Genomic DNA, 23536 nt, shown 5'->3' with positions numbered 1-23536 from the left:
ACCGGCTTCGACCAGTTCGGAACCGCCACCCGACCATGATCATTCTCAGCGATAACCGTTGTCCGCCGCTTCCTCGACCCCGGACACCACGTGGCGAGCGCCCCCATCGGCCACAGCGGTCGGTACGCCCCAGCGAGAAGTGAGCTCGTTGTCGATACCGAACTGGTCGAGCACCCGCGCGACGATGTGCATGACAAGGTCATCTACCGACTGCGGGAGGTTGTAGAAGGCCGGAACGGGTGGCACCACCGACGCTCCCGCGTCACTGAGGGAGAGCATGTTTCGCAAGTGGATGGAGCTGAGCGGGGTTTCCCGGGGCACGATCACGAGCCTCCGCCGTTCCTTGAGCGTCACGTCGGCTGCCCGCGCGATCAAGTTCTCCGACAGACCATGAGCGATCGCGGCCAGCGTGTTCATGCTGCAGGGAGCGATGATCATCCCGTCGGTTCGGAACGAACCGCTCGAGATCGGCGCTGCTTGGTTCGAATGCTGGTAGTGCCGGTGGGCGAGAGCCAGCACATCTGGCACGGAGTAGTCGGTCTCGATCCTGATCGTGCGCTTCGCCCACTCGCTGAGTACCAGATGCACCTCGATCTCGAGGTCCCGCAGCGCCTCGAGCAGGCGGATCCCGATGATGGCTCCCGTTGCCCCGGTCATCGCGACGATCAGTCGTTGCTCGCGCATCACCGCTGTCCGTAACCGTATTCAGCCCAGCGACCGAGAACGAGTCGCTGAATCTCTTCGGTCCAGCCGTCCGCGAAGTCGACCACCCGGGTGTGTTTGTGGCGGTACTCCGAAGACCAGCTTGTGGGGAAGGTTGCATCCATGATCCACGCACTGTTCTCCCACGTGCTGCGCTCTTCTGGCGTCAGGTGCGGCAAGAGCGGGTTCGTCACGGGAAGCCTCCGGACCACTTCGAAACGGTCCGGGTGCAACCGGGTCGCGATCGCCCACCAAACTTGGTCCATGTCGGTGATGTCGACGTCATCGTCCACCAGGACCAAACCCGAGGAGAACATCCGGTAACCGGAGAACACCGAAGCGAAGACACGCTTTGCGAGGCCAGGACGTGCCTTGGCGGAAACTACGGTGACAATCGGTGGGGACGGAAGGAAGACGGATGCACCCGGCACACCGGCGGCTTCCAGCCGGCTCTTGATCAAGGCGCTGACCATCAGTGACATCGGCGTTCCGTTGTCGTCGTACGGCTTGCTCGGATTAGCCATCGTGAAGATCGGGTTCGCTCGGTGGGTGATGCACGAGACCCTGGCGACCGGGCTCAGACCGCTGTGCGCGGCGTGACCGGTGTACTCGCCGAAAGGTCCTTCCATGGCGAGATCGCCAGGATGCACTTCCGCCTCGATGACGAACTCCGCGGTTGCCGGGACGAGAAGATCACTGGTTTCACACTCGACGAGGGAAACCGGGGATCCTTTCAGCGCGCCCGCCATAGCGGACTCACTCACCCCTTTTTCGAAGGGCGTCATCGCTGCCAGGCTGGAGTGCGGATCGGCGCCGATCACGACAGCGATGGGCATGGGCTTGCCGGCAGACTTGTACCGCTCCAGAATTCCGCCGCCGTGCTGCTCGCTCGGCAGCAGCAGGATGCCGAAGCTGCGCTCGTCGTGCACCATGCACCGATAGGTGCCCCAGTTCGTCCAACCGGTGTCCGGATCCTTGGTCACAACGATGCACGACGTCCCGACATAACGTCCGCCGTCGATCGACTTGATCCACGGCACTGGCAGATCCAGCAGGTTGGCGTCATCCCCCCGGTGGATTGTCTCCTTGCAGGGGGCGGAATCGCGATCGACGACAACCGGCTCGACTGGCTTGCTCAGCTTCGTCCGAATCGACTCGATCAGGTCCAGCGGGTGAGTGTCCATGGGGCGTTCGAGTGCCGTGGCCACCCGACCGAACAACGATGGCGAGTCCGGCCCCATCGCCACCCCTAGGACACGGTGCCCCGGATATCCCTTGATACTTTCGAAAAGCGGTGCAGGTGCTCGTCGTTCACAAGCCAGCCGTGTGATGGCACCGAGCTCTTGGTTCCAGTCGACCTCGGCGGTGACCCGGAGCAGTTGCTCTCGCCGTTCGAGCTGCTCGATGTAGTCCCGTAGATCCTGCATGTCGTCCTTCCGTCCGAGGCGGAGCGATGATGATGCCGCGATGGCAACGAAGAGCGTCGACGCCCCGCCGGTAACAAGCATGTGGATAGCGGAGGGGCAGGACGATCTGGCCGTTGTCGACCGGCTCCCGCGCGCAGCTCCTCGTTCAACTCGCTCCGCCGTTCGAGCACCCCGAGGCCGCCGTCCAACGGGGCCGGTACGTCTGGTGCGCGCAGCACGTCGGCCCGGTAGATGCCGCCCGCGCTATGTGTGACAAGGCCTGCGCGGCGGCGGTAGTGCTCTCCACCGGTAAATGCGCAGCCCCTAATTGCTGATAGGTAACTGGATGGTATCCAGGGACAGCCCGATGGGTTGCAGGTGTGAGGTGAACTGCTCGATGACCTGAGCACCTCGAGCGGGAACCAGTCGGTAGCGGCGCAGCACAGCCGCAGTGGACAAGGTGGCGACGGCGTGTACCCAATGGGTCCCCTTGCAGTAACTGGTCCCCAGCGAGAACGGCAGGAAGGCATTAGCGGGTCCAGCCAGGTCTGGGTCGGCCCAGCGCTGCGGCCGAAAAGCATTGGGGTCGAGGTAGTTGGCAGGGTCGCGTTGGATGGGGTACACGGCGATGCGTACCTGCATCCCCGGCTCCAGGTGTTGGTCACCGATGTCGACCGCCTGGCAAGCAACCCACCCCTGGATCCATGCGGTCGGGTAGAGACGCAGAGTCTCATGCATGGCGTGGCCGGTGGAAATCAAGTCGGTCGGGTTGAGCGCTTCGGGCGTCCCACTACTGCCGAGAACAGCGAGAGCTTCCTGACGGAGCCGAGTCTGGTGGTCAGGGTGCTTTGCGAGTTCGTGCAACATCCACGCGGTGACAAGGCCGGGACCGGTCTCCACTCGCCACAGGGCATGTGCCACCGCAAAAACCACGCTGCGTAGATCGGTATGGCCACGTTTGTGTGCGGCGGTCAGCAGGGTCGACAACAGATCGGGACTGTCGACGTCGACACCGCCGCGTCGCCGGTCGACGGCACGCTGAACCCGGGATCCGATCTCGGCCGCAGCCTGTGCAAAGCGGGCCTTCGCATCGGGGTCATCAGGTCGGCCGACGCCACGCACGACACCGGGAGCGGCCGCGCGCATGGTGGTGTGCAGACCAGTCACCAGATCGGCGTCAGGTCCCAGGCAGAGCAATGCTGCCAACCGGGAGCTGAGTTCCAGCGCTCCCTCCAGGGCAGGCCAACCAGTCGCCGTCGGTGGATGAGCGTCAAGGGCCTCATCGGCCGCGGCCACCATCGCCGGCGCGAGCTTGCGCACGGACGCAGCCGTCCACGCCGGCGTCATCCAGGATTGCACCGTAGCTCGGCCGGGCGGCAGCTCGGTCGATGTTCGCCCGCCGCCGGAGCCATCAGCCGTATCGACGTAAAATCTGCTCGGCAAAATGTAGGTTCCCCGAGGAGCACGCAATACCTCCTCGGCGAGGGCGGCATCGACGATCACCAACGTGGAGTCGTCGTACCACCAACAGCGTGGCAACGGACGGGTCTCGGGAGCGCGCAGCAGAGACATCCACCCGCATTCCTGACGACCCGTCTGCGCGCTCGAGGTGTCCACCAACAACACCTATTCGACACAATACCTATTGATCTGACCGATCAGTCGTGGCCGACCGAGTCCTCGACGAACAGGCCTTCCGGCACCCCAGGACCGTCGGTCACCCCCCACCCGTATTCCCACGTGGGGAGTTCCGTGCGCTCGACCTCCGCAGCAGCTGGCACAGCATCCATGATCTTGTCCTCCGTCTCACCAAAGACCCCAGGTGAGTGTTGCTACGTGGCAGCCTCGCTCACATATCACACGTGCTCGTGATGGGGGCCTACAGGGTATCGCGACTATCGCCCCCCTACAACACTTGCGAGCTCTTCTTTCCCGAACCACTGTGCCAGGACCTAGGACTCGGTCTTCGACCTTCCCCGAGAACATCCAGGAGTTGCTCAACCGCACTCGATCGTTCTCAGGACCGGGTGGCCCCGGGGCATCGGCAGAGTTGTGAGATGAGGGCTTTACCTGGGATTTCGTCGTGTCTTCTCCGGCGGGCACGGCCGCTTGCGGTAACGATCTCGGTCACCATGCCAGCCCGTGCCGAAAGTCGTTGCCGTGCCCGCGTTGTCATCATCTCCTGTCCTGCTCGCCGATACCCGGCCCGGCCGTGCCCGGAAGAGGCGGACGACGATCCTGCACTGGATCGCTGATTCCTGTGGGATTGCTGGAGGTGCTGAAGATGGTCGGTGATCCACCCGAGCGACGCGGAGTCCGCAATCGGGTCGGCACCGTGCCGGCCGTGGTGCCGGCGGCGACGCCGACCGGCGCGCGGTCGTTCGCCGCGATCACCCAGTGGGCTCATGACGTGGCTGTCGACATCACGGTGCAGCTGGGCGCGGCGGGCCGGGAGCCGACGGAAACGACGATCCGTAGGCCGCCGCACCAGGTGCCGCCGACATCTTCGACGAGGTAGTCGGCGTGTGGATGTGGCTGCGCGTCAGCATCCGCCGCAAGTGAGTGATCGCGTTCGAGGCAAGACCCTGCGTGGCACGCGACATCGCGGAACCTGGTGCATCCACCAGCCGCACCATGCCGGCATGCCGGTCACGCTCCACAGGTCGCCGTCGACGCGAAACCAACGAAATACCCTGTCTGCAGGCACTTCTGACGTGCTTGGACATCGTGGGTGCGTCACCACCGCCGACGCCGTGCACTGGGCGCGACACCACCCGGATGATCGCCGACGCCAGCGGCCACTTCATCCTCACCATCAAGTCCGGTGGCCCGAGCGCGCAATCTCCTCGGGCCATCCGACACTGCGATCGCCCCTGGACTCCACCAACTTTGGGTGTGAAGATCCCTGGTAACGCGGAACGCTCACAAGATAGCGCAGACGGACACGAGGAGATACATTATGGACCTCTTGGATGACGCTCGTGAAATGAGTACATATCTCAGGCAGCTACGCCGAGAAATACACCGCGAGCCAGAGGTCGGCCTTTCTCTGTCGAAAACTCAGGAAAAAGTTCTCAACGCACTGGACGGGCTTCCGCTGGAACTATCTACCGGGATCGAAAGTACCTCGATCACGGCAGTACTCCACGGAACAGCCGAGTCTCCGTCGAGCGGCAAGCGAAGCACAGTTCTCTTGCGCGGTGACATGGATGCGCTGCCAATCCACGAGCAGTCCGGTGAAGACTTCGCCGCGACGAACGGCGCGATGCACGCCTGTGGCCACGATCTGCATACAACTGCGTTGGTGGGCGCCGCGCGACTACTGGCCGCACAGAGAAACCGGCTCTCCGGCGACGTGGTATTCATGTTTCAACCCGGTGAAGAAGGATGGCAAGGCGCCGAAGCAATGATCCGAGAAGGAGTGCTCGACGCTTCGGGACGAAGGGCCGACCATGCCTATGCTATTCACGTTTCGGCTAGCCAGTCTCCTAACGGTCTGGTGGTCAGCCGTCCCGGAGTAGTGCTGGCCGCTGCTTACAGGCTCGAGGTTTCGGTCTCCGGCCCGGGTGGACACGGTGCGATGCCGGACAAGACGAGAGACCCGATCACTGCAATTGCCGAGATGATCGGCGCACTGCAGACTGCGGTTACCCGGAATTTCAACGTGTTCGATCCAGTCGTACTTACCGTCGGCACGTTACATGCGGGTACTCGTCACAACATCATCCCAGAGGTCGCATCATTCGAAGCGACCGTCCGCACGTTCTCCTCTGATTCAGAGTCGAGATTGCGAGAGATATTCACTCGCTGCCTGAAAGGCTTGGCCATGACGCATGGTGTCGATGTCGACATTCAGTTCAAACCAGAGTTTTCAGCAACAGTCAACGACGCCAGCGAGGTCGAATTCACCGCTGGTGTGGTTCGCGAATTGCTGGGCGAGCAGCGATATGCCACAGCGCCACACCCGGTCAACGCATCGGAGGACTTCTCCTTGGTGCTGGACGCCGTGCCCGGTGCAATGCTGCTGTTCGGCGCTTGTCCGCCGGAGGCGGATCCCGATCGGGCGCCGGGGAACCACTCTCCACTGGCCCGATTCGATGAGGCAATACTGCCAGAGGTTACCGCGTTACTGTCCGGGTTCGCCATGGCTCGGTTGACCGGTTAATGAGTTCGTACTCATGGGTTTATCGGCCCGAGGTGAGGCCCGTTTCGGCGAGGGAATCCGTCGAGGGGAGGCAGCAGTGGTGTGCCCCGCGAGCAAATGGCTTGCGGGGCATGGGTTCGTGGATTCAGCTCGTCAGCGAATCTGCCTTGGCTCGATCTTCCCGCGGTCCTGCCGGTGCCGGCTTTCCATGCCGGATGAACAGCGCCGAAGCTACGACGCCGATGAGCAGGATACCTGCGGGGAGCAGGGTGGACTGGCCCAGCGCGGTGCTGAAAGAATCCTTCACGAACTCAGGGATCGGGCCCTGGCCCGCGCCGCCCTCGGCGACCTTGCCTCCGCCGAGTCCGTTCGCCGACATCCTGGCGGCAATCAAGGCGCTGATCGCCGCGCTGCCCAGCACCGAACCCACCTGACGGGTGGTGTTGTAGACACCCGCGCCCGCACCGGCCTGCTGCACCGGGAGGTTGTGCGTGGCGGTGGCCGCCAGCGGTGCCCAGATGCAGGCGTTGGCGAAGCCCGCCAGACCTGCCGACACCAGGAACAGGGCCAGCGAGGAGTCCGGTTTCATCAGCGCGGAGAAGCAGAAAACCGATAGCGCGAACAGGGTGAATCCGATGGTGGGCACGATCCTCGGGTGCAGCTTGTCGGCGAATTTGCCGATCAGCGGGGCGGCCACGCCGGTCACGATCGCCATCGGTGCGAACACGAGCGCGGACTCGGTCGGCGACATCTCCCGCACGGCCTGCAGGTAGAAGAACGACGGCAGCATCAGCGACGTCACTGCCCCGCCCATCGCGGCGATGGCGGCGGTGGACAGTGCGTAGTTGCGATCACGGAACAGGCTCAGCGGCAGCAGCGGCTCACCGGTGCTGCGCCCCAGGTTGACCAAGAACGCCGCGAGCATGAGCACGCCTGCGCCGATCGTCAGCCAGATACGCGGCGACCAGTCGTAGCTGTTGCCCTCCTGGATGCCGAACACCAGCAGGAACATGCCGATTCCGCTGAGCACGACACCGGGAATGTCGAACTTGTGCTCATGGGTCGGCAACGCGGGCACCAGCCAGACGGCCAGCGTGAAGGCGATGATGCCGACCGGGACGTTCACGATGAAGATCCACTCCCAGCCGAGGCCGTCGACCAGAACGCCGCCGAGGATCGGGCCGACCAGGGTGGCCAGGCCCGCGACGCCGCCCCACAGACCCATGGCCGCGCCGCGCCGATCCGGCGGGAAGGTCCTGGTGATCACCGCCATGGTCTGCGGCGTCATCAGCGCGGCACCGATGCCCTGCACGGCACGCGCGGCGATCAGCATGCCGATGGTGCCGGACAGACCGCACCACAGCGACGCGGCGGTGAATACCGCGAGACCGATCAGGTAGATGTTCTTGGGGCCGAAGCGGTCACCGAGCCTGCCGGTGACCAGCAGCGGCACCGCGTAGGTGAGCAGGTAGGCGCTGGTCACCCAGATCACCTGGGAGATATCGGCGTGCAGGTTCGTCATGATCGCGGGATTGGCGACCGCGACGATCGTCATGTCCAGCAGGATCATGAAGAAGCCGACGACGAGCGCGGCCAGCGCGAACCACGGATTGCGTTGTGTGGACACGGGTTTCGTTCCTAACTCGGATTTTCCGATAAGCGAATGCTGGTGGCGGAGTTCGCCGTCTCCTTGCGCGGCACGGGCGGCACGGCGGAGTCGGCGGTCGACCACGTGTGGTCGTGATCGGACGTCCGCACGCCGGTCGCGGGGTCGAAGTCCTCCCATTCGACTGCGCCGGAGTCCAGCTCGGCGATGAACTCGTGAACCCACGCGACTTCGGCGGCGAGCATCGCACGCAGAAACGGGAGTGAGATCCAGTAACGACGCGGGACGGCATGCTCGTCGGCCCAGGCGACCATCCTGTCGGTGTCGGCGAGTTCGGCCTCCAGCCGGGCGACTCGTTCACGCAGCAGCGCGAGCACGTCGTGCTTGGGGAGATTGTGCAGCTCCCCGAGCGCCACCGGGAACATCGGATATTCCGGGATGGGCCGCCGCACGATCTCCGCGATCCGGTTGCGCAACGCGTCCCTGCCACGCGCGGTGATCCGGTAAGTGGTGCGTTCGGGCCGGTTGCCCGCTCGGTCGACACCTTCGGAGCGGACCAGCTCGTGGGCCGCCAGCCGGGTGACGGTGTGGTACAGCGAGCCGGGCCGCACCTTGACCAGCTTGTCCTCCCGGCGTGCGATCAGCAGCTGATACATCTCGTACGGATGCATGGGCCGCTCCTCGAGCAGTGCGAGCACAGCGATCGCCAATGGCGTCACGGGTGGATACGCCTGCTGCCCCAATGTCTGGTCACCTCCCGCAACTCGCTCTGGCTTCGGTCATCGACGAGCCGAGCGTCGCCTCGCGACACGGACAGCAGCCCGGCCTCCGGCATACTCCATACTTAATATTCCATGTGGAATATACGGTGTGGAATAAGTGGGCCGCAAGCCCTGCGAGCTTGCGGAAAGCGAGTCGGAACACGGACTTTGCCCGCACGACGGCAGAGGAACACCGGCCAGCTCAGTTCAGGCGGGCACTCGCGACGGCTGGTACCAGCAACAGACTCGACAACGGCGCTGAACGGAGTCGTGCACGGTAGAGCAGACACAGCGCACCTACAGAGGCGAACAGGCCGATGACTCGTCGCCACAACGGTTGGCGACCGTCGTGACCTCCAGCGGCTCGCTCGACGGCTCGTCGAAGGAGTCCGGAGACTATCGGATCATGCGCCCGGGGATATCCCGGACCTACAGCGCGTGCTCGTCCAACCAGGCGCGCGCGACCTCGCCCGGCGCGGCACCATCGTCGCGGACCCGCCGGATCATGACAGCCAGATCCTCGGTCCTGAGTTCGCCCGCGACATAATTCAGCTTCTTGATCTGCCGTTGGTCGAGCAGCCCCTTGCGGAACAGCGGCAGCACGTTCTCGGCGCGCAGCGCATAGTCGTCGTCGGACAGGGTGGCAAGCCCGTCGGTCGCGCCGGGGGCGAGCTCGGGTGGACCGGTCAGCACACCGACTTGGACCTGCCCGTCCAGCAACGCCCTTCGCAGCGCGGCCGGATCCGGAAACGCCGCGGTCGCCGCGAAGTCGCATCCGGCGACCCGATCGAGCCCGGCCGGAAGCGGCAGCAGTCCGGGCGCGGACGCCACGCCGGCGGTAAGCCCACCGCAGCGCGGCGCGAGATCGCCGACGGATCGCACGTTGTCGCGGGCCGCCGCCTGCTCGGTCAATAGCACCCGCGGCCGCAGCTCGGCGCCGTCCGCGAGGTCGGATACCAGCAGTCCTTCGGGCAGCGCGGCGCTCAGCGCGCTCGCCACCTTCGCGGGCTGGCGATCGGCCGCATGCTCGTCGAGATGAGCGAGCAGCGCGCCGGTGTGCTCCCCCACCACCTCGACCCGACCCGCGTCGAGCGCGGCCAGGTAATCCGGGCGACCACCCAAATGCGATTCGACCGCGGTCCGCGCGCCCGTGCGCGCCAGCGCGCCCGCATAGATTTCGGCGAGTACAGCGGACTCCACCGAATCACCCGCGCCGACCGTGATCTGCGGCCCGGAATCGTCGTTCCCGCAGGATACGACCAGCGTGACGGCCGCGATCGCCAGAAATCGAGCGACCATCCGCACCGACGTGGTCAACATCATACGGCGACACCAACTCTCCGACGGACCGACTCAACCAACAGGAACACCCGGAAGCGGGCAGTATGGACACCCAGAATGTACCGGTGGACGCTCGGCCCCCAGACCGCGCACCGCCCGCCATGCCGGAAGGACTCTCGTGAAATCCACCCGCACCTCCGATGCCGCCAGGCACGGGCGCTCCGCGCTGCGCGTCGTGTTGCGCGCCTCGCGCGTCCTTGCCGCCGCCGCGGCCCTCGCCGTCGCGATGGTCCTGTCCGCCTGTGGCAATTCCGATCCGCTCGGGGCCAAGGGTAGCTGCGAAGGCGACGGGTTGATCGTCGGTTCAGCGAACTTCCCGGAGTCCGAGACCATCGCCAACGTGTACGCGGAGGTGTTGCGGGTGAACGGATTCACCGTCGACACCAAGCTCAACATCGGCAGCCGGGAGGCTTATATCCCGGCGCTGCGGCAGTGCGCCATCTCGGTGATCCCCGAGTACACCGGCAACCTGCTGCAATACCTGGACAAGAACTCGACCGCGACCACCGCCGCCGACGTGGACAGCGCGCTCGGCAAGGCGATCGGCTCCGACCTGGCCATCGGCACTCCGGCGCCTGGCGAGGACTCCGACGCCGTCGTCGTGACCCGCGCCACCGCCCAACGCTGGAACTTGCGCACTATCGCGGACCTTGCCGCGCATTCGGCCGAGGTGACCTTCGGCGCGCCCGCCGAATTCCAGGAGCGTCCGGTCGGTCTGCCCGGTCTGAAGAAGAACTACGGCCTCGACATCGCCTCGAACAACTTCGTGCCGATCGCCGACGGCGGCGGTCCCGCCACGGTGCGCGCGCTGGTGGATGGCCAGGTGACCGCCGCCAATATCTTCACCACCTCGCCCGCCATCGTGCAGAACGACCTGGTGGTCTTGGCGGATCCGAAGCACAACTTCCCGGCGCAGAACATCGTCCCGCTGATCAATGCGGCCAAGAAGTCGGACAAGGCGCTCGACGCACTGAATGCGGCGTCGGCCAAGCTGACCACCGCCGAGTTGATCAAGCTGAACGAGGCCGTCTCGGGCACCAGCAAGACCGAGCCCAAGGCCGCGACCGTGGCCTGGGTGGCTGCCCAGGGGCTGAACAGGCCGAACGGGTAGGAGAAACAGCGTTGTCCGATATCGAGTTCTCCGGAATCAGCAAGACCTATCCGAACGGCACCCACGCCGTCACCGACCTCGATCTGCGTATCGAATCCGGTTCGTTCACCGTGTTCGTCGGGCCGTCCGGCTGCGGCAAGACCACCTCGATGCGGATGATCAACCGGATGATCACCCCCAGCTCCGGCACGATCACCGTTGCCGGACAAGATATTTCGACGATCGACCCGGTGCGGCTGCGCCTCGGTATCGGGTACGTGATCCAAAGCGGCGGGCTGCTGCCGCATCGCACGGTCGTCGACAACGTGGCCACCGTTCCGGTGCTGCGCGGCGACTCTCGCCGTGCGGCGCGGGCCGCGGCGCTCGAGGTACTGGACCGGGTCGGTCTGGACCGGTCACTGGCCGGGCGGTATCCGGCGCAGCTGTCCGGCGGTCAGCAGCAACGCGTGGGTGTGGCGCGCGCGCTGGCCGCCGACCCGCCGGTTCTGCTGATGGACGAGCCATTCAGTGCGGTCGACCCGGTGGTGCGTGCCGAATTGCAAGTCGAAATGCAAAGACTGCAAGCCGAATTGCACAAGACCATCGTGTTCGTCACGCACGACATCGACGAGGCGATCACCCTCGGTGACCGGGTAGCGGTGTTCGGCCGCGGCGGAGTGTTGCAGCAACACGACCCGCCGCAGCATCTGCTCGCCCAGCCTGCCACCGATTTCGTCGCCGATTTCGTCGGTCGCGACCGCGGGTATCGGGGCTTGTCCTTCCGTATCGCCGACGACGTTGCGCTGCAGGAGATCCGGATGGCGGTGGCCGAGGAGGTGAGCGGGCTACGGCTCGACCGCGGGGAATGGGTGCTGGTGGTCGACGCGACCAGCAAGCCGATCGGCTGGGTAGACGTGACCGGCGTCGAAGCGCTGCGCTCCGGACGTCCGCTCGCCGACAGCATGTCCGCGGGCGGCTCGCTGTTCACCCCGGCCGGGGACCTGCGCCAGGCGCTGGACGCCGCGATCTCCTCACCATCCGGAATCGGTGTCGCCGTGGACGATTCGGGTGCGGTCCGCGGCGGTGTACTGGCCACCGAGGTGGTGCGGCAGTTGGCGAGCCAGCGCGCGGACGAGGACGCCGAACGCAACCGGCACTTCTTCGAACAGGAAGCGCGGTGAGCGGCGGCCGGATGCCCGAGATCCGGAGGACGGCATGAAGTATCTCGTCGACAACTTCTCGGAGATCATGGGTTTCACCGGAACCCATCTGTACCTCGCGCTGGTGCCGCTGCTGCTGGCGTTGGTGATCGCGATTCCGGTCGGCGCGCTGGTGCGCCACGTGTCGTTGCTGCGGCGGGCCACGGTGACCGTGGCGAGCCTGGCCTACACCATCCCTTCGCTGGCGCTGTTCGTGATCATCCCTCCGCTGGTGGGGATTTCGGCCATCGATCCGCTGAACGTGATCATCGCGCTCACCATCTACTCGACGGCGCTGCTGGTGATCGCGGTCCCCGCCGCCCTGGATTCGGTGCCCGCCACCGTGCTCGACGCGGCCGACGCGGTCGGCTTCGGCTCGCTGCGGCGCACACTCACCGTCGACATGCCACTGGCCGTCCCGGTGTTCGTGTCCAGCCTGCGGGTTGTGGTGGTCACCAACATCGCCATGGTGTCGGTCGGCGCGCTGATCGGCGTCGGTGGGCTCGGCAAGCTGTTCACCCAGGGGTATCAGCGTGACTACCCGGACGAGATCATCGCGGGCATCATCGTGACACTGGCGCTCGCATTGATCGCCGACCGAGTGGTGTACGCGCTCGGACGCTGGTCGACACCGTGGGTGCGCGCCGATGCCAGGACCTCGAAAGCGAAAGCCGCTGCCGCATGAACCTTTTCCTCGACGCGTGGCACTACCTCACCGACGGTGCGAACTGGAACGGCCCAGCGGGCATCGGCATCAGGATCGCTCAGCACCTCTGGTACAGCTTCCTGACCATCGCCATCTCCGCGGTGATCGCGGTACCGCTCGGCTTGGTCATCGGCCACACCAGGCGTGGAGCGGCGGTGCTGGTCGGCTTCGCCAACGCCATGCGCGCCCTGCCGACACTCGGTCTGCTGACCTTCCTGGTGCTGCTGCTCGGTCTCGGCCTGATCCCGCCCCTGCTGGCCCTGGTCACAGTCGGCATCCCGCCGCTGCTGGCCGGCGCCTACGCCGGGATCGCCAATGTCCCCGACGATGTCGTCGACGCCTCGCGCGCCATGGGCATGACCGAACGCCAGATCCTGTTCCGCGTGGAAGTGCCCAACGCCCTACCCATCCTGCTCACCGGCCTGCGTGGCGCCACCCTCCAGGTGGTCGCCACCGCGACCATCGCCGCCTACGTCAACCTCGGCGGGCTCGGCCGCTACATCTTCGACGGCATCAGCCTCTACCGCTACGACCGCGTTCTGGTCGGCGCCCTCCTAGTGGCGGTGCTCGCGATGCTGCTCGACGGCTTGCTCGCATTCACGGTGTGGGCCGGCGCACCCGGGACCGGCCGCCTGCGCCGATCACCCCGACTGGCCGTCGCTCCCGCAGTCGACTTACGAACCGCGGACTGACTCTGCCGGCCGCAACGCATCGGATTCGATACGAACGACCAAGGCGCCCCGCTCGATTCGAGCGGGGCGCCTTGGTCTCGATACGCGGAGAATCCGGTCAGGCGACGCCCTCGGCGCGGGCAGCGGCGGCGACGGCCTGAGCGACGGCTGGGGCGACCCGGGGGTCCAGCGGGCTGGGGACGATCTTCTCGGGGCCCAGTTCGTCGGCGACGACGCCGAGGATGGCGTTGGCGGCGGCGATCTTCATGCCCTCGGTGATCCGGCGAGCGCCCGCGTCCAGCGCGCCCTTGAAGACGCCGGGGAACGCCAGCACGTTGTTGATCTGGTTCGGGAAGTCACTGCGGCCGGTGGCAACGATCGAGGCGTACTTGCGCGCCACCTCGGGGTGGATCTCCGGGTCGGGGTTGGACATGGCGAACACTATCGACTCCGGCGCCATCGAAGCGATGAGCTCCTCGTCGATCAGGCCGGCGGACAAGCCGAGGAACACGTCGGCGCCCGCCAGCGCTTCGGCGGCACCTCCGGTGAGGGCGCGCGGGTTGGTGCGGGTGGCCAGCTCGGCCTTCACCTCGTTGAGGTCACCGCGGTCCTTGCTGACGATGCCCCGCGAGTCCAGCACGGTAACGTCCAGGACGCCTGCGGCGAGCAGGATGTTCGTGCACGCGACACCGGCCGCGCCCGCGCCGGACACCACGACCTTCAGGCCCTCGATGTCGCGGCCCTGCACCTTGGCCGCGCCGTTGAGGGCGGCAAGTACCACGATCGCGGTGCCGTGCTGGTCGTCGTGCATGACCGGGCAGTCCAGCGCTTCGATGACTCGCTTCTCGATCTCGAAGCAGCGCGGCGCGGAGATGTCCTCCAGGTTCACTGCGCCGAAACTCGGACGCAGGCGGATCAGCGTTTCGACGATCTCGTCGACGTCCTTGGTGTCCAGCACGATCGGGATCGAGTTCAGGCCGGCGAACTTCTTGAACAGCGCGGCCTTGCCCTCCATCACCGGCAGCGAGGCGCGCGGGCCGATGTCACCGAGGCCGAGCACAGCGGTGCCGTCACTGACCACGACCACCAGCCGATCGGTCCAGGTGTAGCGCTTGGCCAGCGCCTCCTCCTGCGCGATCGCGCGGCTGACTTGGGCGACACCCGGCGTGTAGGCGATCGAGAGGTCGCGCTGGGTCTCCAGGGGCGCGCTGAGTTCGACCGAAAGTTTGCCGCCGAGATGACCCGCGAAAATTTCGTCGTGTGTGATTTCGGAAAGGTTTGCGGTGGCATTCGGTGCGTCAGTCACAGGTGACACGATTTCACTCCTGCTCGGGTCGGGCTAAACCGGGGGACGGTTACCACCGGGTAATAGGTATCAGTCGATTCACCGCGCTCATCGAATGCACTCACCGGGATGTTTCGAGGTGGCTGCGAGCAAAACGAACACGGCTTGCCGACATTTTGATGATGTGTCACGGCACTGATGCGCGTAGCAAGAACCGGACGGGTGGTCCGGACAGAACATGCGGCGTGATCCTCGGGTCGTGACGTGCGTCGCGAGGCGGAGATCTCCGTAGCTCCCCTACCCGGCGGTGGCGTAAGTAAGGAATCCGCACATTCTGCCAGCCCGGGAGGGAAGTTGCCAAACCTGGAATGCCCTGGGCCGTGTCGCGCGCCGTCAGCCCACGGTAAGGCCGCGGAATTGCCCTGAGGTGAGCGGAAACTCGCATCCTACGGCCGCCGCCCGGTGAGCTGTCGCACCATGCGGCACCGAGCCGGTGTGAGAGCTGGGCGCCTATGCGACGATGTCCCGCGCCTCTCCCGATGCTGTCCCCGCGACATCCGGACGCACCCATACGCTACGAATCCCCCCGCACGTCAGCCGCACCCGCCAGTTCTCGGCCGCACCGGGGTGATCGGTGCGGCGGTGCATGCCGCGACTCTCGGTCCGCATCAGCGCGCTGTACTTCGTGTACCGCGCTACCGCGAGCAGCGCGGCGGCCTGCCTGGCGCGCAGCCGGTCCACACCGCTTCCGCCGAGATCGAATTCCGCGCCGGGCCACATCGCGTCGAGTTCGGCGATGCTGTCGTGCAGGCTGCCTGCGCTGCGCCAGTAGCTGCGGCGCAGTGGCAGGGTGTGCTCCTGCACCAACCCGACCACAGCCCTCGGGTCGATCCGCGCCACGGCATTCAGCCCCGCGCCCGGCACCTCCCAGGCAGACACATGCCGGTCCGCGGCACGCGCGAACTTCGCAGCTGCCGCGCCCGCCCACACGCCGGAGGCGACAGCCCACGCGCCGCCCTGGCCGCCGAACCCGCTGATCGCGCCGGTGATCGACTCCCGGCTGGTGACGTCGCCGGCGGCGTAGAGCCCGGCGACGGTGGTAGCGCAATCCGGTCCGGTCACCAACAGTCCCCCGGTGCCGCGCACAGTGCCCTCCAGCACGGCTTGCAACGGCACCCGCCCGGTGCGATCGACCACCTGCTGCCGTATCAGCCAGCTGCGCAGGGAATCCGGGATGTCATCGAGTGCGGCGTACACCTGGCGACCGTTGGCGATGGCCGCGAAGGCCGCCGACCGATGCCCGTCGAGCACAGCGCCGGATTCGTCGTAGAAGGTGGCGAAATGCAGCGCCAGATCCGGTGTGGAACTCGAGCGCATGGCAGGTGTTCTATTGTGTGGGAGCGGGAGCGGGGTCAGGCCGTAGGCGTTGGAAAACTCCATGCCGGATAGTTCGGCGCCCGCCTCGACGGCGAAGAGCAGCCCGTCACCGGTGTCCACTCCGGTACCCGCGCCGCCGGACAGGAACGCGCAGCCACCGGTGGCGACCACGACCGCGCCCGCGCGAACGGTCCAGCGTCGAAAGCCGTTGTGCTGCCGTAATCCGCTCGCCCCGGACACCACTCCGTCGCGATCGACGAGCAGTTGCAGCGCGGGATGATGGTCGAGAATCCGGACTCCGGCAGCGAGCACACCGCGACGCATACGACGCAGGTAGCCCGCGCCGTCCAGGTACACCCGCCGCGCCGCGCCGCCCGATGCCTCGCCGGGAAACCGATGGCCCCACCGCGCCAGCTGTTCCACCCGCTGGTAGGTCTCCGCCAACACGCGATGCATCCACTCCGGATCCCCGAGCCCGCCGCCGTGCGCGTACCCACGTTGCACCGCCTCGTCCCGCGCAGGCCCCGGCGGAATGTTCCACAGCGACGTGGTGCCGAACGCCGTCGGCCCGCTCGAGCCGCATCGCGCTTTGTCGGCGAGCACGACACCGGCCCCAGCGGCGGCGGCCGAGACGGCCGCCCAGCTCCCGGCGGGGCCACCGCCGAGAACCAGTACGTCCGTCTCGAGTTCACTCATAGAGAAATGTTCGGCCACAATTCACCCGGCCGCAACCAATACCGCGATCTCAGCTCCACCATTGTGTCCATAGCAATACGCCGGCCACGACGAATACAAGCCCGGATCCGGAAAAGGCCGGGAAACCTCGACGCCTGTCCGAATACATCTGCGCCGCGACGGCAATCGCGGCGATCACAACATGCCAGGTCACCGACTCCCCGCCGGGTCCTGGGAACCCGCGCCGGTCCGCAATCACCGAGGCGCCGACCACGACGAGCATGAGTGCGAAGGTGCCCGCGGCAACGATTCCGCTGAGCCCACGCACCACTCTCACGAGGCGATCACCGGCACCCCGGTCGCCTTGCCGACCAATTCCTCGAATTGGACGGCGTCGGTGGTGAATTCACCGAGCCGGATGGTCTTGTTCGCGCCGTGGTAGTCCGACGAGCCGGTGGTGAGCAGACCGAGTTCGGCGGCCAAGTCGGTCAGCAGCGCACGATCGGCCGCCGAGTGGTCGGGATGATCGATCTCCAGACCGCCCAGCCCCAGGGTGGCCAGCTCGCGGATGTCCGAGAGCGCGAGCAACCTGCCCCGCTTGCGCGCCCTGGTGTGCGCGAGCACGCTCACCCCACCGGCGGTGGCGATCATCTCGACCGCGCGATGCAGCGGCGTGTCGGCCTTCTCCGCGTAATACCGGCCGTGTGGGGCGAGCAGCTCGGTGAATGCGGCGTCTACGCTCGCCACCACGCCCGCCGCCACCAGGGCGCGCGCCAGATGCGGACGGCCCGCGGACGGCCCGGCCGAGGCAAGCACGGCGTCGGGGTCGATCGGCAGTCCGTCGGCCGCCATCCGCTCCGCCATGGCACGCAGGCGCTCGACCCGCTCGGCGCGCAGCCGCTCGCGTTCATCGGCGAAACAACGATCGGTCGGGTCGAACAGGTAGGCGAGCAAATGCACAGGAACCGGCCAGCCGTCCGCGCCGAGCCCGACGCAGGACATCTCCATCCCGCGGACCAGCGTCATCCCTTTCGGCAACGCGTCGACTGCCTCCGCCCATCCGGCCGTCGTGTCGTGGTCGGTAATCGCGACGACGTCCAAGCCCGCGGCGGCCGCATTCCGTACCAATTCGGCCGGAGTGTCGGTACCGTCGGACGCCGTCGAATGGGTATGCAGGTCGATGCGCACGCCCCCAGTCTTACAGTTCGCGGATCCGTTCCCGCACGCGCAGGCGACGTAGCATCGTCTCCGTGCCCTCCTTTTCCCCGCTGTCATTTCGCGGATACGGCAGGACGCCGACTCCGCCGCGAGTACCTACGGTGCCGACGGCCCGTGCGATCGTCGACTGCGCGGTGTACGTGGACGGCAAGCGGTTGCCCGGCCGGTTCAGCCACGAGAAGGCGCTGGCAGAGGTCCGCGACAAGGGAAACGGATACGTCTGGGTCGGTGTGCACGATCCGGATCGGACCCAGATGGCCGACATCGCCACCACATTCGGACTGCACCAACTGGCCGTGGAGAACGCGCTGAAGACCCACCAGCGGCCGAAGCTGGAACGCTACGACGATTTGCTGCTGCTGGTGTTGCGCACGGTGAGCTACGTCGAGCATGAAATGGACAGCGTCAGCGAGATCGTGGAGACCGGCGAGATCGTCGTGTTCACCGGCCCCGATTTCGTCGTCACGGTGCGGCACGGGGAACACTCGGGCCTAGCCGAGGTGCGAAAGGCCTTGGAGGAGGACCCGGCCCAGTTGTCGCTCGGTCCCGGCGCCGTATTGCACGCGATCGCCGATCGGGTGGTCGACTCCTACCTCGAGGTGGCCCAGTCGGTCGAGAACGACATCGACGCGATGGAAGAGGAAGTCTTCACCCCGCGCAGCACGGTCACCGTCGAATCGATCTACCAGCTCAAGCGCGAGGTCGTCGAGCTCCGGCGCGCGGTGAATCCGCTCGCCGCGCCGCTGCAACTGCTCAGCCACAAACCGGATCTGCCGATGTCCAAGGAGGTTCGGCGCTATCTGCGTGACGTAGCCGAGCGCCACACCACCGTCGCGGAGCGCATCAACGACTTCGACGAGGCGCTCAGTGCGCTGATCAGCGCCGCGCTGGCCAAGATCGGCGTGCAGCAAAACACCGACATGCGCAAGATCTCGGCGTGGGTCGCGATCGCGGCCGTGCCGACGATGATCGCGGGTATCTACGGCATGAACTTCGATCACATGTGGGAACTGCACCAGGTCTGGGGTTATCCGGCGGTTTGGCTGCTCATCGTCACCATATGCACGGGCCTGCTCGTCATCTTCCGCCGCAACAAGTGGCTGTAGCCCGACACCAGCTCACAGGCTCGCGGCGCCCCGTTCCGGATCGCGCACGTCGATGCCCGCCTCCTGCCACGCGTCCCGCAGTGCCTGCGCGCCGCGTACCCGCACCCACGCTGCCTCGGTAGCGGTCACCGGCGTCACAGCGAAGTACCGCACCGGCTCGGCCGGATCGGGCAGCACCACGTCGGGAATGTCACTGCCGCCGAGTAGGACCGCGGTGAACGGCGCGTTGCGCCACATCGGCTCATTCAGGTCCATCAGCGCATCCGCCTGCAGCACAACGCCTTCCACCGCGGGCGCGGCGGCGAGCACACCCAGCGACTTGGCCAGTCCCGAGCTCGCGCCCACTCCGGACCGCAGGGTCAACACCAGTTCGGCGCGCGGCCCACGCACCGGATCCGCGTGCAGCGCCGTGGGATCGCCCATTGGATGCCGGGACCCGCCCAGCGTGGCGTAGTGCACCAGATCGCCCTCGACGATGCGCAGGATCTCGATCGGTTCCAAGCCGAGAAACGTCACCGACGCCGAATCGACGCCCGCCGCATCCACCCCGAAATGGCCCAACACCCCGGTGCGGACCGCCTCCGTCACTTCCATGCGTCAGATGGCCAGCCGCGCGAGCAGGTCGCGCGCCTGTTCAGCCGACTTCGGGTCGCACAGCACGTCATAGCGCCCCGCAACCAACTGCATCGTGGACGCGAAATCGCGCTGCCCTCTGGTCGCCGCGTACGGAATCGATGTCGAGATGACGCCGAAGATGATGCCGCCGATCAGGCCGACGAGCAGCGGACCCAGCGCGCCACTCGTGGTGAACAGACTCAGCAGCAGACCGAGGAACAGGCCGAGCCAGGCACCGGACACCACGCCGCCGCCGATGACCTTGCCCCACGTCAGCCGGTAGAGGACCCGCTCGACCTGCATCAGGTCGACGCCGACGATGGTCACGTCCTGCACCGGGAATTGGTTGTCGGCCAGGTAATCCACCGCCTTCTGCGCCTCGGCGTAGGTCGGGTAGGAGCCGACCGGCCAGCCGGTGGGCGGCGTCGGCAGGCCTTGCCGAGCGCGGTTCGAGTTCCCCAAGGGATTCGTCATCTCTCTATTCTGCTATTCCGACCGCTGCTCTGGTGGTGTGAAACGCGTGGTGCGCGTCATTCCGGCGGCGCGGCCCTGCCGCGCGATCACCTGCGCCATCTTGGCGCTCGCCTCATCGATCATCTCGTCGCCGAGCATCACCGCGCCCCGCGCACCCCCCGCCGCCGAGGTGTGGAAGGCGTACGCGTCCAGAATCAGTTCGGCGCGATCGTAGTCCGCCTGGCGCGGGCTGAAGATCTCGTTCGCCGCCTCGATCTGGCCGGGATGCAGCACCCATTTGCCGTCGAAGCCGAGCGCGGCGGTGCGCGCGGCCGCCCGCCGGAAGCCCTCTACGTCGCGAATCTGCAGGTACGGGCCGTCGATCGCCTGCAGTCCGTGCGCGCGGGCGGCGAGCAGAATGGTCATCAGGATGTGGTGGTAGGCATCACCGGTGTCGTAGCCCTCCGGCTGTTCGCCGACCACCAGGGTGCGCATGTTGATGCTGGCCATGAAGTCGGCCGGGCCGAAGACCAGGGTCTGCACCCGGAGGCTCGCGGTGGCGATCTCGTCGATGTTGCGCAGGCCGAGCGCGTTCTCGATTTGCGGCTCGATGCCGATGCGCCCGACCTCGAGGCCGCAGGCCTTCTCCAGCTGGGTCAGCAGCAGGTCGAGGGCGCGCACCTGGCCCGCGTCGGTCACCTTGGGCAGCAGGATCGCGTCCAGCGCCGCGCCCGCGCCCTCGACCACGGAGATCACGTCGGCGTAGGTCCATGCGGTGCTCCAGTCGTTCACCCGGACCACTCGCAGCTGCGCTCCCCACCCGGAGTCGTTCAGCGCCGCCACGATGTTCGCGCGCGCCTCGGACTTGGCGTCCGGCGCGACCGCGTCCTCCAGATCGAGAAACACCTCGTCGACGGGCAGCCGCTTGGCCTTGTCGATCATCTTCTTGTTGCTGCCGGGACAGGCGAGCACCGAACGGCGCGGCTTCATTGATCACTCCCGTCGATGGTGGCGCGGTGCGAGCATCCGCCCGCGAACCTCTAGCCTGACAGCATGGCAGCTACCAGGGTGTACGTCGCCAGGCTGGCCGGCCTGGTGGTGTTGGGACCGGACGGCGAGTCTATCGGCCGGATCCGCGACGTCGTCGTGGCCATCCGGTACGACCGTCAGCAACCCCGGGTGCACGGTCTCGTCGTCGAATTACCCACGCGGCGGCGCATTTTCGTGCCGATCCTGCGGGTCACCGCGATCGAGCCCGGCGTCGTCACGCTGAACACCGGAACGGTCAGCCTGCGTCGGTTCACCCAGCGCCCCGGCGAAATGCTCGCGCTGGCGCAGATCGTGGATTCCACGGTGCGGGTGCACGACCCGGATCTGCCGGACCTCGACGGGGTGGACGTGCACGTGGTCGATCTCGGCATCGAGCAGACCCGCACCAGGGACTGGCTGGTCACGAGGGTCGCGGTGCGCGGCCACCGCAGACTGGGGCGCCGCCGCACCGTGCACGTGGTCGACTGGACAATGGTGTCCGGCCTGACCCCGTACGAAATCGGCAGGCCGGGACAGGACGTCACCCAGCTGCTGGAGCAGTTCGAGGGGTTGCGCGCGGCCGACGTCGCGCATCTGCTGCGCGAGCTGCCGGAGAAACGGCGCGTCGAGGTGTCCGTCGCGCTCGACGACGAACGCCTCGCCGACGTCGTGCAGGAGCTGCCCGACGACGAGCAGGTCGAACTGCTCAGCCATCTGGAGGTGCGCAGGGCGGCCGACGTGCTGGAGGCGATGGACCCCGACGACGCCGCCGACCTGCTCGGCGAGCTGCCCGAGGGCGAGGCCGAATCGCTGCTCGCCCTGATGGATCCGGAAGAATCCGAGCCGGTCCGCAGGTTGCTCGAGCACTCCCCTTACAGCGCGGGCGGTCTGATGACCCCGAAGCCGGTCATTCTGACACCGGCCACCACGGTGGCCGAGGCACTGGCACGGGTGCGCAATCCCGATCTGACCCCCGCGCTGGCCTCGATGGTCTTCGTAGTCCGTCCGCCCACGGCGACGCCGACCGGCCGCTACCTGGGATCGGTGCACATCCAGCAGCTACTGCGGGAACCGCCTGCCCATCTGGTCGGCGGCATCCTCGACGCCGACCTCGCGCCGCTGCGCCCCGACGTCCCGCTGGCCGCGGTGACCCGCTACTTCGCGACCTACAACCTGGTCTGCGGGCCGGTGGTGGACGAGGAGAACCACCTGCTCGGCGCGGTCAGCGTCGACGACGTGCTCGATCATCTGCTACCGGACAACTGGCGCGACCAAGAAGAGATGCACGAAGGGGTGCCTGGGCATGAGTGACAAGGACCCGGCACGGGGGCTCGGCTACAGCAGCGCGCGTCAGCGCCTGGAGACGCCCATGGAAACCCGGTTCCGGTTGGACTGGGACGCCGAGGCACTGGCCCGCACCAGCGAGCGGGTGGCGCGGTTCCTCGGCACCGGGCGCTATCTGGCGATCCAGACGATCGTCGTGATGGTCTGGCTCGCGCTCAACGTGTTCGTGGTCGCGCTGCAGTGGGACCCATATCCGTTCATCCTGTTGAATCTGGCGTTCTCCACCCAGGCCGCCTATGCCGCGCCGCTGATCCTGCTCGCGCAGAACCGGCAGGACAACCGCGACCGGGTGGCGCTGGAGGAGGACCGGATGCGGGCCGCACAGACCAAGGCGGACACCGAGTTTCTCGCCCGCGAACTCGCGGCATTACGCCTCGCGGTCGGCGAAGTGGCCACGCGCGACTACTTGCGCCGCGAATTGGAAGAGATGAAGGAGATTTTGGACCGGATCGAGGTCGCCGAATCTCGGGACCAGGAGACGCACCCGGAAAAGTCCGCTCGAAAGAAAACCTCCGGCCGAAAACAGTCCGCGATTCCGGCTTCACCGCCCGCCGCCGATGATTGACCGAAAATACCGAACAATCATCTGACCGGTGGGTAACCTGGACAGCGTTGTCCTGAGCGGCCCGGGCCGGGATCTCCCGGACAACCGCTCCCCGCGACGTCGAGGATGGTGTGGCCGAATGCGTATTTCAGCTCCGATAACCGTCTCGGCCTTGGTTGTTGCTGGTGTGGTGGTGAGTGGTTCGGCGGCGGATCCGTCGTCGGTGGTGCGGCCACCGGGGGCGTTGTTGGCGTCGGCGGGTGG

The 23536-nt window shown here is 66.6% G+C and carries 23 protein-coding genes; 9 read left to right on the top strand and 14 right to left on the bottom strand.

Annotated elements, in window-relative coordinates; all coding sequences use genetic code 11:
• Positions 1-45 precede the first annotated feature (45 nt).
• The 4 genes from AB4Z47_RS27390 to AB4Z47_RS27375 all read right to left on the bottom strand — a co-directional run bounded on the left by AB4Z47_RS27390 (position 46) and on the right by AB4Z47_RS27375 (position 3898).
• On the bottom strand, positions 46-684 hold the full coding sequence (locus AB4Z47_RS27390) for a UbiX family flavin prenyltransferase (protein WP_441955011.1): 639 nt from the start codon (positions 682-684) through the stop codon (positions 46-48).
• Positions 684-2129 (bottom strand): UbiD family decarboxylase, encoded by a 1446-nt coding sequence (locus AB4Z47_RS27385; protein WP_441955009.1) that lies wholly within the window; start codon positions 2127-2129, stop codon positions 684-686. The genes AB4Z47_RS27390 and AB4Z47_RS27385 overlap by 1 nt, the downstream gene beginning before the upstream one ends.
• A 303-nt stretch (positions 2130-2432) precedes the next feature.
• Positions 2433-3725: a cytochrome P450 gene (locus tag AB4Z47_RS27380; protein WP_441955007.1), complete on the bottom strand. Its 1293-nt coding sequence runs from the start codon at positions 3723-3725 to the stop codon at positions 2433-2435.
• 41 nt (positions 3726-3766) lie between these two features.
• The gene (locus AB4Z47_RS27375) at positions 3767-3898 is read right to left on the bottom strand and encodes a hypothetical protein (protein ID WP_441955005.1); all 132 of its coding nucleotides are present in this window, start codon (positions 3896-3898) and stop codon (positions 3767-3769) included.
• Positions 3899-4368: 470 nt separating this feature from the next.
• On the opposite strand from AB4Z47_RS27375, the gene AB4Z47_RS27370 reads away from it, so the two are divergent.
• Together AB4Z47_RS27370 and AB4Z47_RS27365 are read left to right on the top strand one after the other, a co-directional pair.
• Positions 4369-4626, top strand: a complete 258-nt coding sequence (locus AB4Z47_RS27370; protein ID WP_441955003.1) for a hypothetical protein — start codon at positions 4369-4371, stop codon at positions 4624-4626.
• 441 nt (positions 4627-5067) lie between these two features.
• Entirely contained in the window at positions 5068-6273 is a 1206-nt protein-coding gene (locus AB4Z47_RS27365; protein ID WP_441955001.1) for a M20 metallopeptidase family protein, read from the top strand.
• 124 nt (positions 6274-6397) lie between these two features.
• On the opposite strand, the gene AB4Z47_RS27360 is transcribed toward AB4Z47_RS27365, so the two are convergent.
• The 3 genes from AB4Z47_RS27360 to AB4Z47_RS27350 all read right to left on the bottom strand — a co-directional run bounded on the left by AB4Z47_RS27360 (position 6398) and on the right by AB4Z47_RS27350 (position 9942).
• Positions 6398-7879: a DHA2 family efflux MFS transporter permease subunit gene (locus AB4Z47_RS27360; protein ID WP_441954999.1), complete on the bottom strand. Its 1482-nt coding sequence runs from the start codon at positions 7877-7879 to the stop codon at positions 6398-6400.
• Positions 7880-7890: 11 nt separating this feature from the next.
• Entirely contained in the window at positions 7891-8601 is a 711-nt protein-coding gene (locus tag AB4Z47_RS27355; protein ID WP_441954997.1) for a PadR family transcriptional regulator, read from the bottom strand.
• Between the two features lie 447 nt (positions 8602-9048).
• A complete protein-coding gene (locus tag AB4Z47_RS27350) occupies positions 9049-9942 on the bottom strand; it encodes a glycine betaine ABC transporter substrate-binding protein (protein WP_441954995.1) in 894 nt (297 codons plus the stop codon).
• A gap of 196 nt (positions 9943-10138) precedes the next feature.
• Here AB4Z47_RS27350 and AB4Z47_RS27345 point away from each other — a divergent pair, with 196 nt between their 5' ends.
• From AB4Z47_RS27345 to AB4Z47_RS27330, 4 genes are read left to right on the top strand one after another with little or no spacing between them, the layout of a single operon-like run.
• Positions 10139-11071, top strand: a complete 933-nt coding sequence (locus AB4Z47_RS27345; RefSeq protein WP_441955033.1) for an ABC transporter substrate-binding protein — start codon at positions 10139-10141, stop codon at positions 11069-11071.
• A gap of 11 nt (positions 11072-11082) precedes the next feature.
• A complete protein-coding gene (locus AB4Z47_RS27340; RefSeq protein WP_441954993.1) occupies positions 11083-12231 on the top strand; it encodes an ABC transporter ATP-binding protein in 1149 nt (382 codons plus the stop codon).
• A gap of 34 nt (positions 12232-12265) precedes the next feature.
• Entirely contained in the window at positions 12266-12934 is a 669-nt protein-coding gene (locus tag AB4Z47_RS27335) for an ABC transporter permease (protein ID WP_441954991.1), read from the top strand.
• Positions 12931-13647 carry an ABC transporter permease gene (locus tag AB4Z47_RS27330; RefSeq protein ID WP_441954989.1) on the top strand — a complete coding sequence of 239 codons (717 nt, stop codon included), beginning with the start codon at positions 12931-12933 and terminating at the stop codon, positions 13645-13647. Before AB4Z47_RS27335 ends, AB4Z47_RS27330 begins: the two co-directional genes overlap by 4 nt.
• A 97-nt stretch (positions 13648-13744) precedes the next feature.
• Here the strand turns inward: AB4Z47_RS27330 and AB4Z47_RS27325 are convergent, their stop codons facing one another.
• The 4 genes from AB4Z47_RS27325 to AB4Z47_RS27310 form a co-directional block, all read right to left on the bottom strand.
• Entirely contained in the window at positions 13745-14941 is a 1197-nt protein-coding gene (locus AB4Z47_RS27325) for an NAD(P)-dependent malic enzyme (protein ID WP_441954987.1), read from the bottom strand.
• Between the two features lie 480 nt (positions 14942-15421).
• Positions 15422-16984, bottom strand: a complete 1563-nt coding sequence (locus AB4Z47_RS27320; protein WP_441954985.1) for an FAD-binding protein — start codon at positions 16982-16984, stop codon at positions 15422-15424.
• Positions 16985-17033: 49 nt separating this feature from the next.
• Positions 17034-17246, bottom strand: a complete 213-nt coding sequence (locus AB4Z47_RS27315) for a hypothetical protein (RefSeq protein WP_441954983.1) — start codon at positions 17244-17246, stop codon at positions 17034-17036.
• Positions 17247-17296: 50 nt separating this feature from the next.
• A complete protein-coding gene (locus tag AB4Z47_RS27310; RefSeq protein WP_441954981.1) occupies positions 17297-18151 on the bottom strand; it encodes a PHP domain-containing protein in 855 nt (284 codons plus the stop codon).
• A gap of 53 nt (positions 18152-18204) precedes the next feature.
• Here AB4Z47_RS27310 and AB4Z47_RS27305 point away from each other — a divergent pair, with 53 nt between their 5' ends.
• Entirely contained in the window at positions 18205-19287 is a 1083-nt protein-coding gene (locus tag AB4Z47_RS27305; protein ID WP_441955031.1) for a magnesium and cobalt transport protein CorA, read from the top strand.
• A 12-nt stretch (positions 19288-19299) separates the two neighbouring features.
• On the opposite strand, the gene AB4Z47_RS27300 is transcribed toward AB4Z47_RS27305, so the two are convergent.
• From AB4Z47_RS27300 to AB4Z47_RS27290, 3 genes are read right to left on the bottom strand one after another with little or no spacing between them, the layout of a single operon-like run.
• Positions 19300-19881 (bottom strand): suppressor of fused domain protein, encoded by a 582-nt coding sequence (locus tag AB4Z47_RS27300; RefSeq protein WP_441954979.1) that lies wholly within the window; start codon positions 19879-19881, stop codon positions 19300-19302.
• A 3-nt stretch (positions 19882-19884) separates the two neighbouring features.
• Positions 19885-20376, bottom strand: a complete 492-nt coding sequence (locus tag AB4Z47_RS27295) for a general stress protein (protein ID WP_441954977.1) — start codon at positions 20374-20376, stop codon at positions 19885-19887.
• A 12-nt stretch (positions 20377-20388) separates the two neighbouring features.
• On the bottom strand, positions 20389-21345 hold the full coding sequence (locus tag AB4Z47_RS27290; protein ID WP_441954975.1) for an HpcH/HpaI aldolase/citrate lyase family protein: 957 nt from the start codon (positions 21343-21345) through the stop codon (positions 20389-20391).
• Between the two features lie 63 nt (positions 21346-21408).
• On the opposite strand from AB4Z47_RS27290, the gene AB4Z47_RS27285 reads away from it, so the two are divergent.
• Positions 21409-22695 (top strand): magnesium transporter MgtE N-terminal domain-containing protein, encoded by a 1287-nt coding sequence (locus AB4Z47_RS27285; RefSeq protein WP_441954973.1) that lies wholly within the window; start codon positions 21409-21411, stop codon positions 22693-22695.
• Positions 22688-23293: a DUF1003 domain-containing protein gene (locus AB4Z47_RS27280; RefSeq protein WP_441954971.1), complete on the top strand. Its 606-nt coding sequence runs from the start codon at positions 22688-22690 to the stop codon at positions 23291-23293. The genes AB4Z47_RS27285 and AB4Z47_RS27280 overlap by 8 nt, the downstream gene beginning before the upstream one ends.
• The last annotated feature ends 243 nt before the right edge of the window (positions 23294-23536 follow it).

Origin of the sequence: Nocardia sp. 2TAF39, assembly GCF_052114905.1 — a bacterium.
Lineage (GTDB): Bacteria > Actinomycetota > Actinomycetes > Mycobacteriales > Mycobacteriaceae > Nocardia.
Note: the sequence above shows the minus strand (reverse complement) of the source record. Positions and strands in the feature narration are given on the sequence as shown.

Coding starts and splice junctions, on each gene's coding strand:
- AB4Z47_RS27280 (WP_441954971.1), top strand. CDS start 22,688: ATGAGTGACAAGGACCCGGCACGGGGGCTCGGCTACAGCAGCGCGCGT.
- AB4Z47_RS27385 (WP_441955009.1), bottom strand. CDS start 2,129: ATGCAGGATCTACGGGACTACATCGAGCAGCTCGAACGGCGAGAGCAA.
- AB4Z47_RS27300 (WP_441954979.1), bottom strand. CDS start 19,881: ATGGAAGTGACGGAGGCGGTCCGCACCGGGGTGTTGGGCCATTTCGGG.
- AB4Z47_RS27350 (WP_441954995.1), bottom strand. CDS start 9,942: ATGATGTTGACCACGTCGGTGCGGATGGTCGCTCGATTTCTGGCGATC.
- AB4Z47_RS27320 (WP_441954985.1), bottom strand. CDS start 16,984: ATGAGTGAACTCGAGACGGACGTACTGGTTCTCGGCGGTGGCCCCGCC.
- AB4Z47_RS27315 (WP_441954983.1), bottom strand. CDS start 17,246: ATGCTCGTCGTGGTCGGCGCCTCGGTGATTGCGGACCGGCGCGGGTTC.
- AB4Z47_RS27295 (WP_441954977.1), bottom strand. CDS start 20,376: ATGACGAATCCCTTGGGGAACTCGAACCGCGCTCGGCAAGGCCTGCCG.
- AB4Z47_RS27330 (WP_441954989.1), top strand. CDS start 12,931: ATGAACCTTTTCCTCGACGCGTGGCACTACCTCACCGACGGTGCGAAC.
- AB4Z47_RS27365 (WP_441955001.1), top strand. CDS start 5,068: ATGGACCTCTTGGATGACGCTCGTGAAATGAGTACATATCTCAGGCAG.
- AB4Z47_RS27290 (WP_441954975.1), bottom strand. CDS start 21,345: ATGAAGCCGCGCCGTTCGGTGCTCGCCTGTCCCGGCAGCAACAAGAAG.
- AB4Z47_RS27285 (WP_441954973.1), top strand. CDS start 21,409: ATGGCAGCTACCAGGGTGTACGTCGCCAGGCTGGCCGGCCTGGTGGTG.
- AB4Z47_RS27390 (WP_441955011.1), bottom strand. CDS start 684: ATGCGCGAGCAACGACTGATCGTCGCGATGACCGGGGCAACGGGAGCC.
- AB4Z47_RS27335 (WP_441954991.1), top strand. CDS start 12,266: ATGAAGTATCTCGTCGACAACTTCTCGGAGATCATGGGTTTCACCGGA.
- AB4Z47_RS27375 (WP_441955005.1), bottom strand. CDS start 3,898: ATGGATGCTGTGCCAGCTGCTGCGGAGGTCGAGCGCACGGAACTCCCC.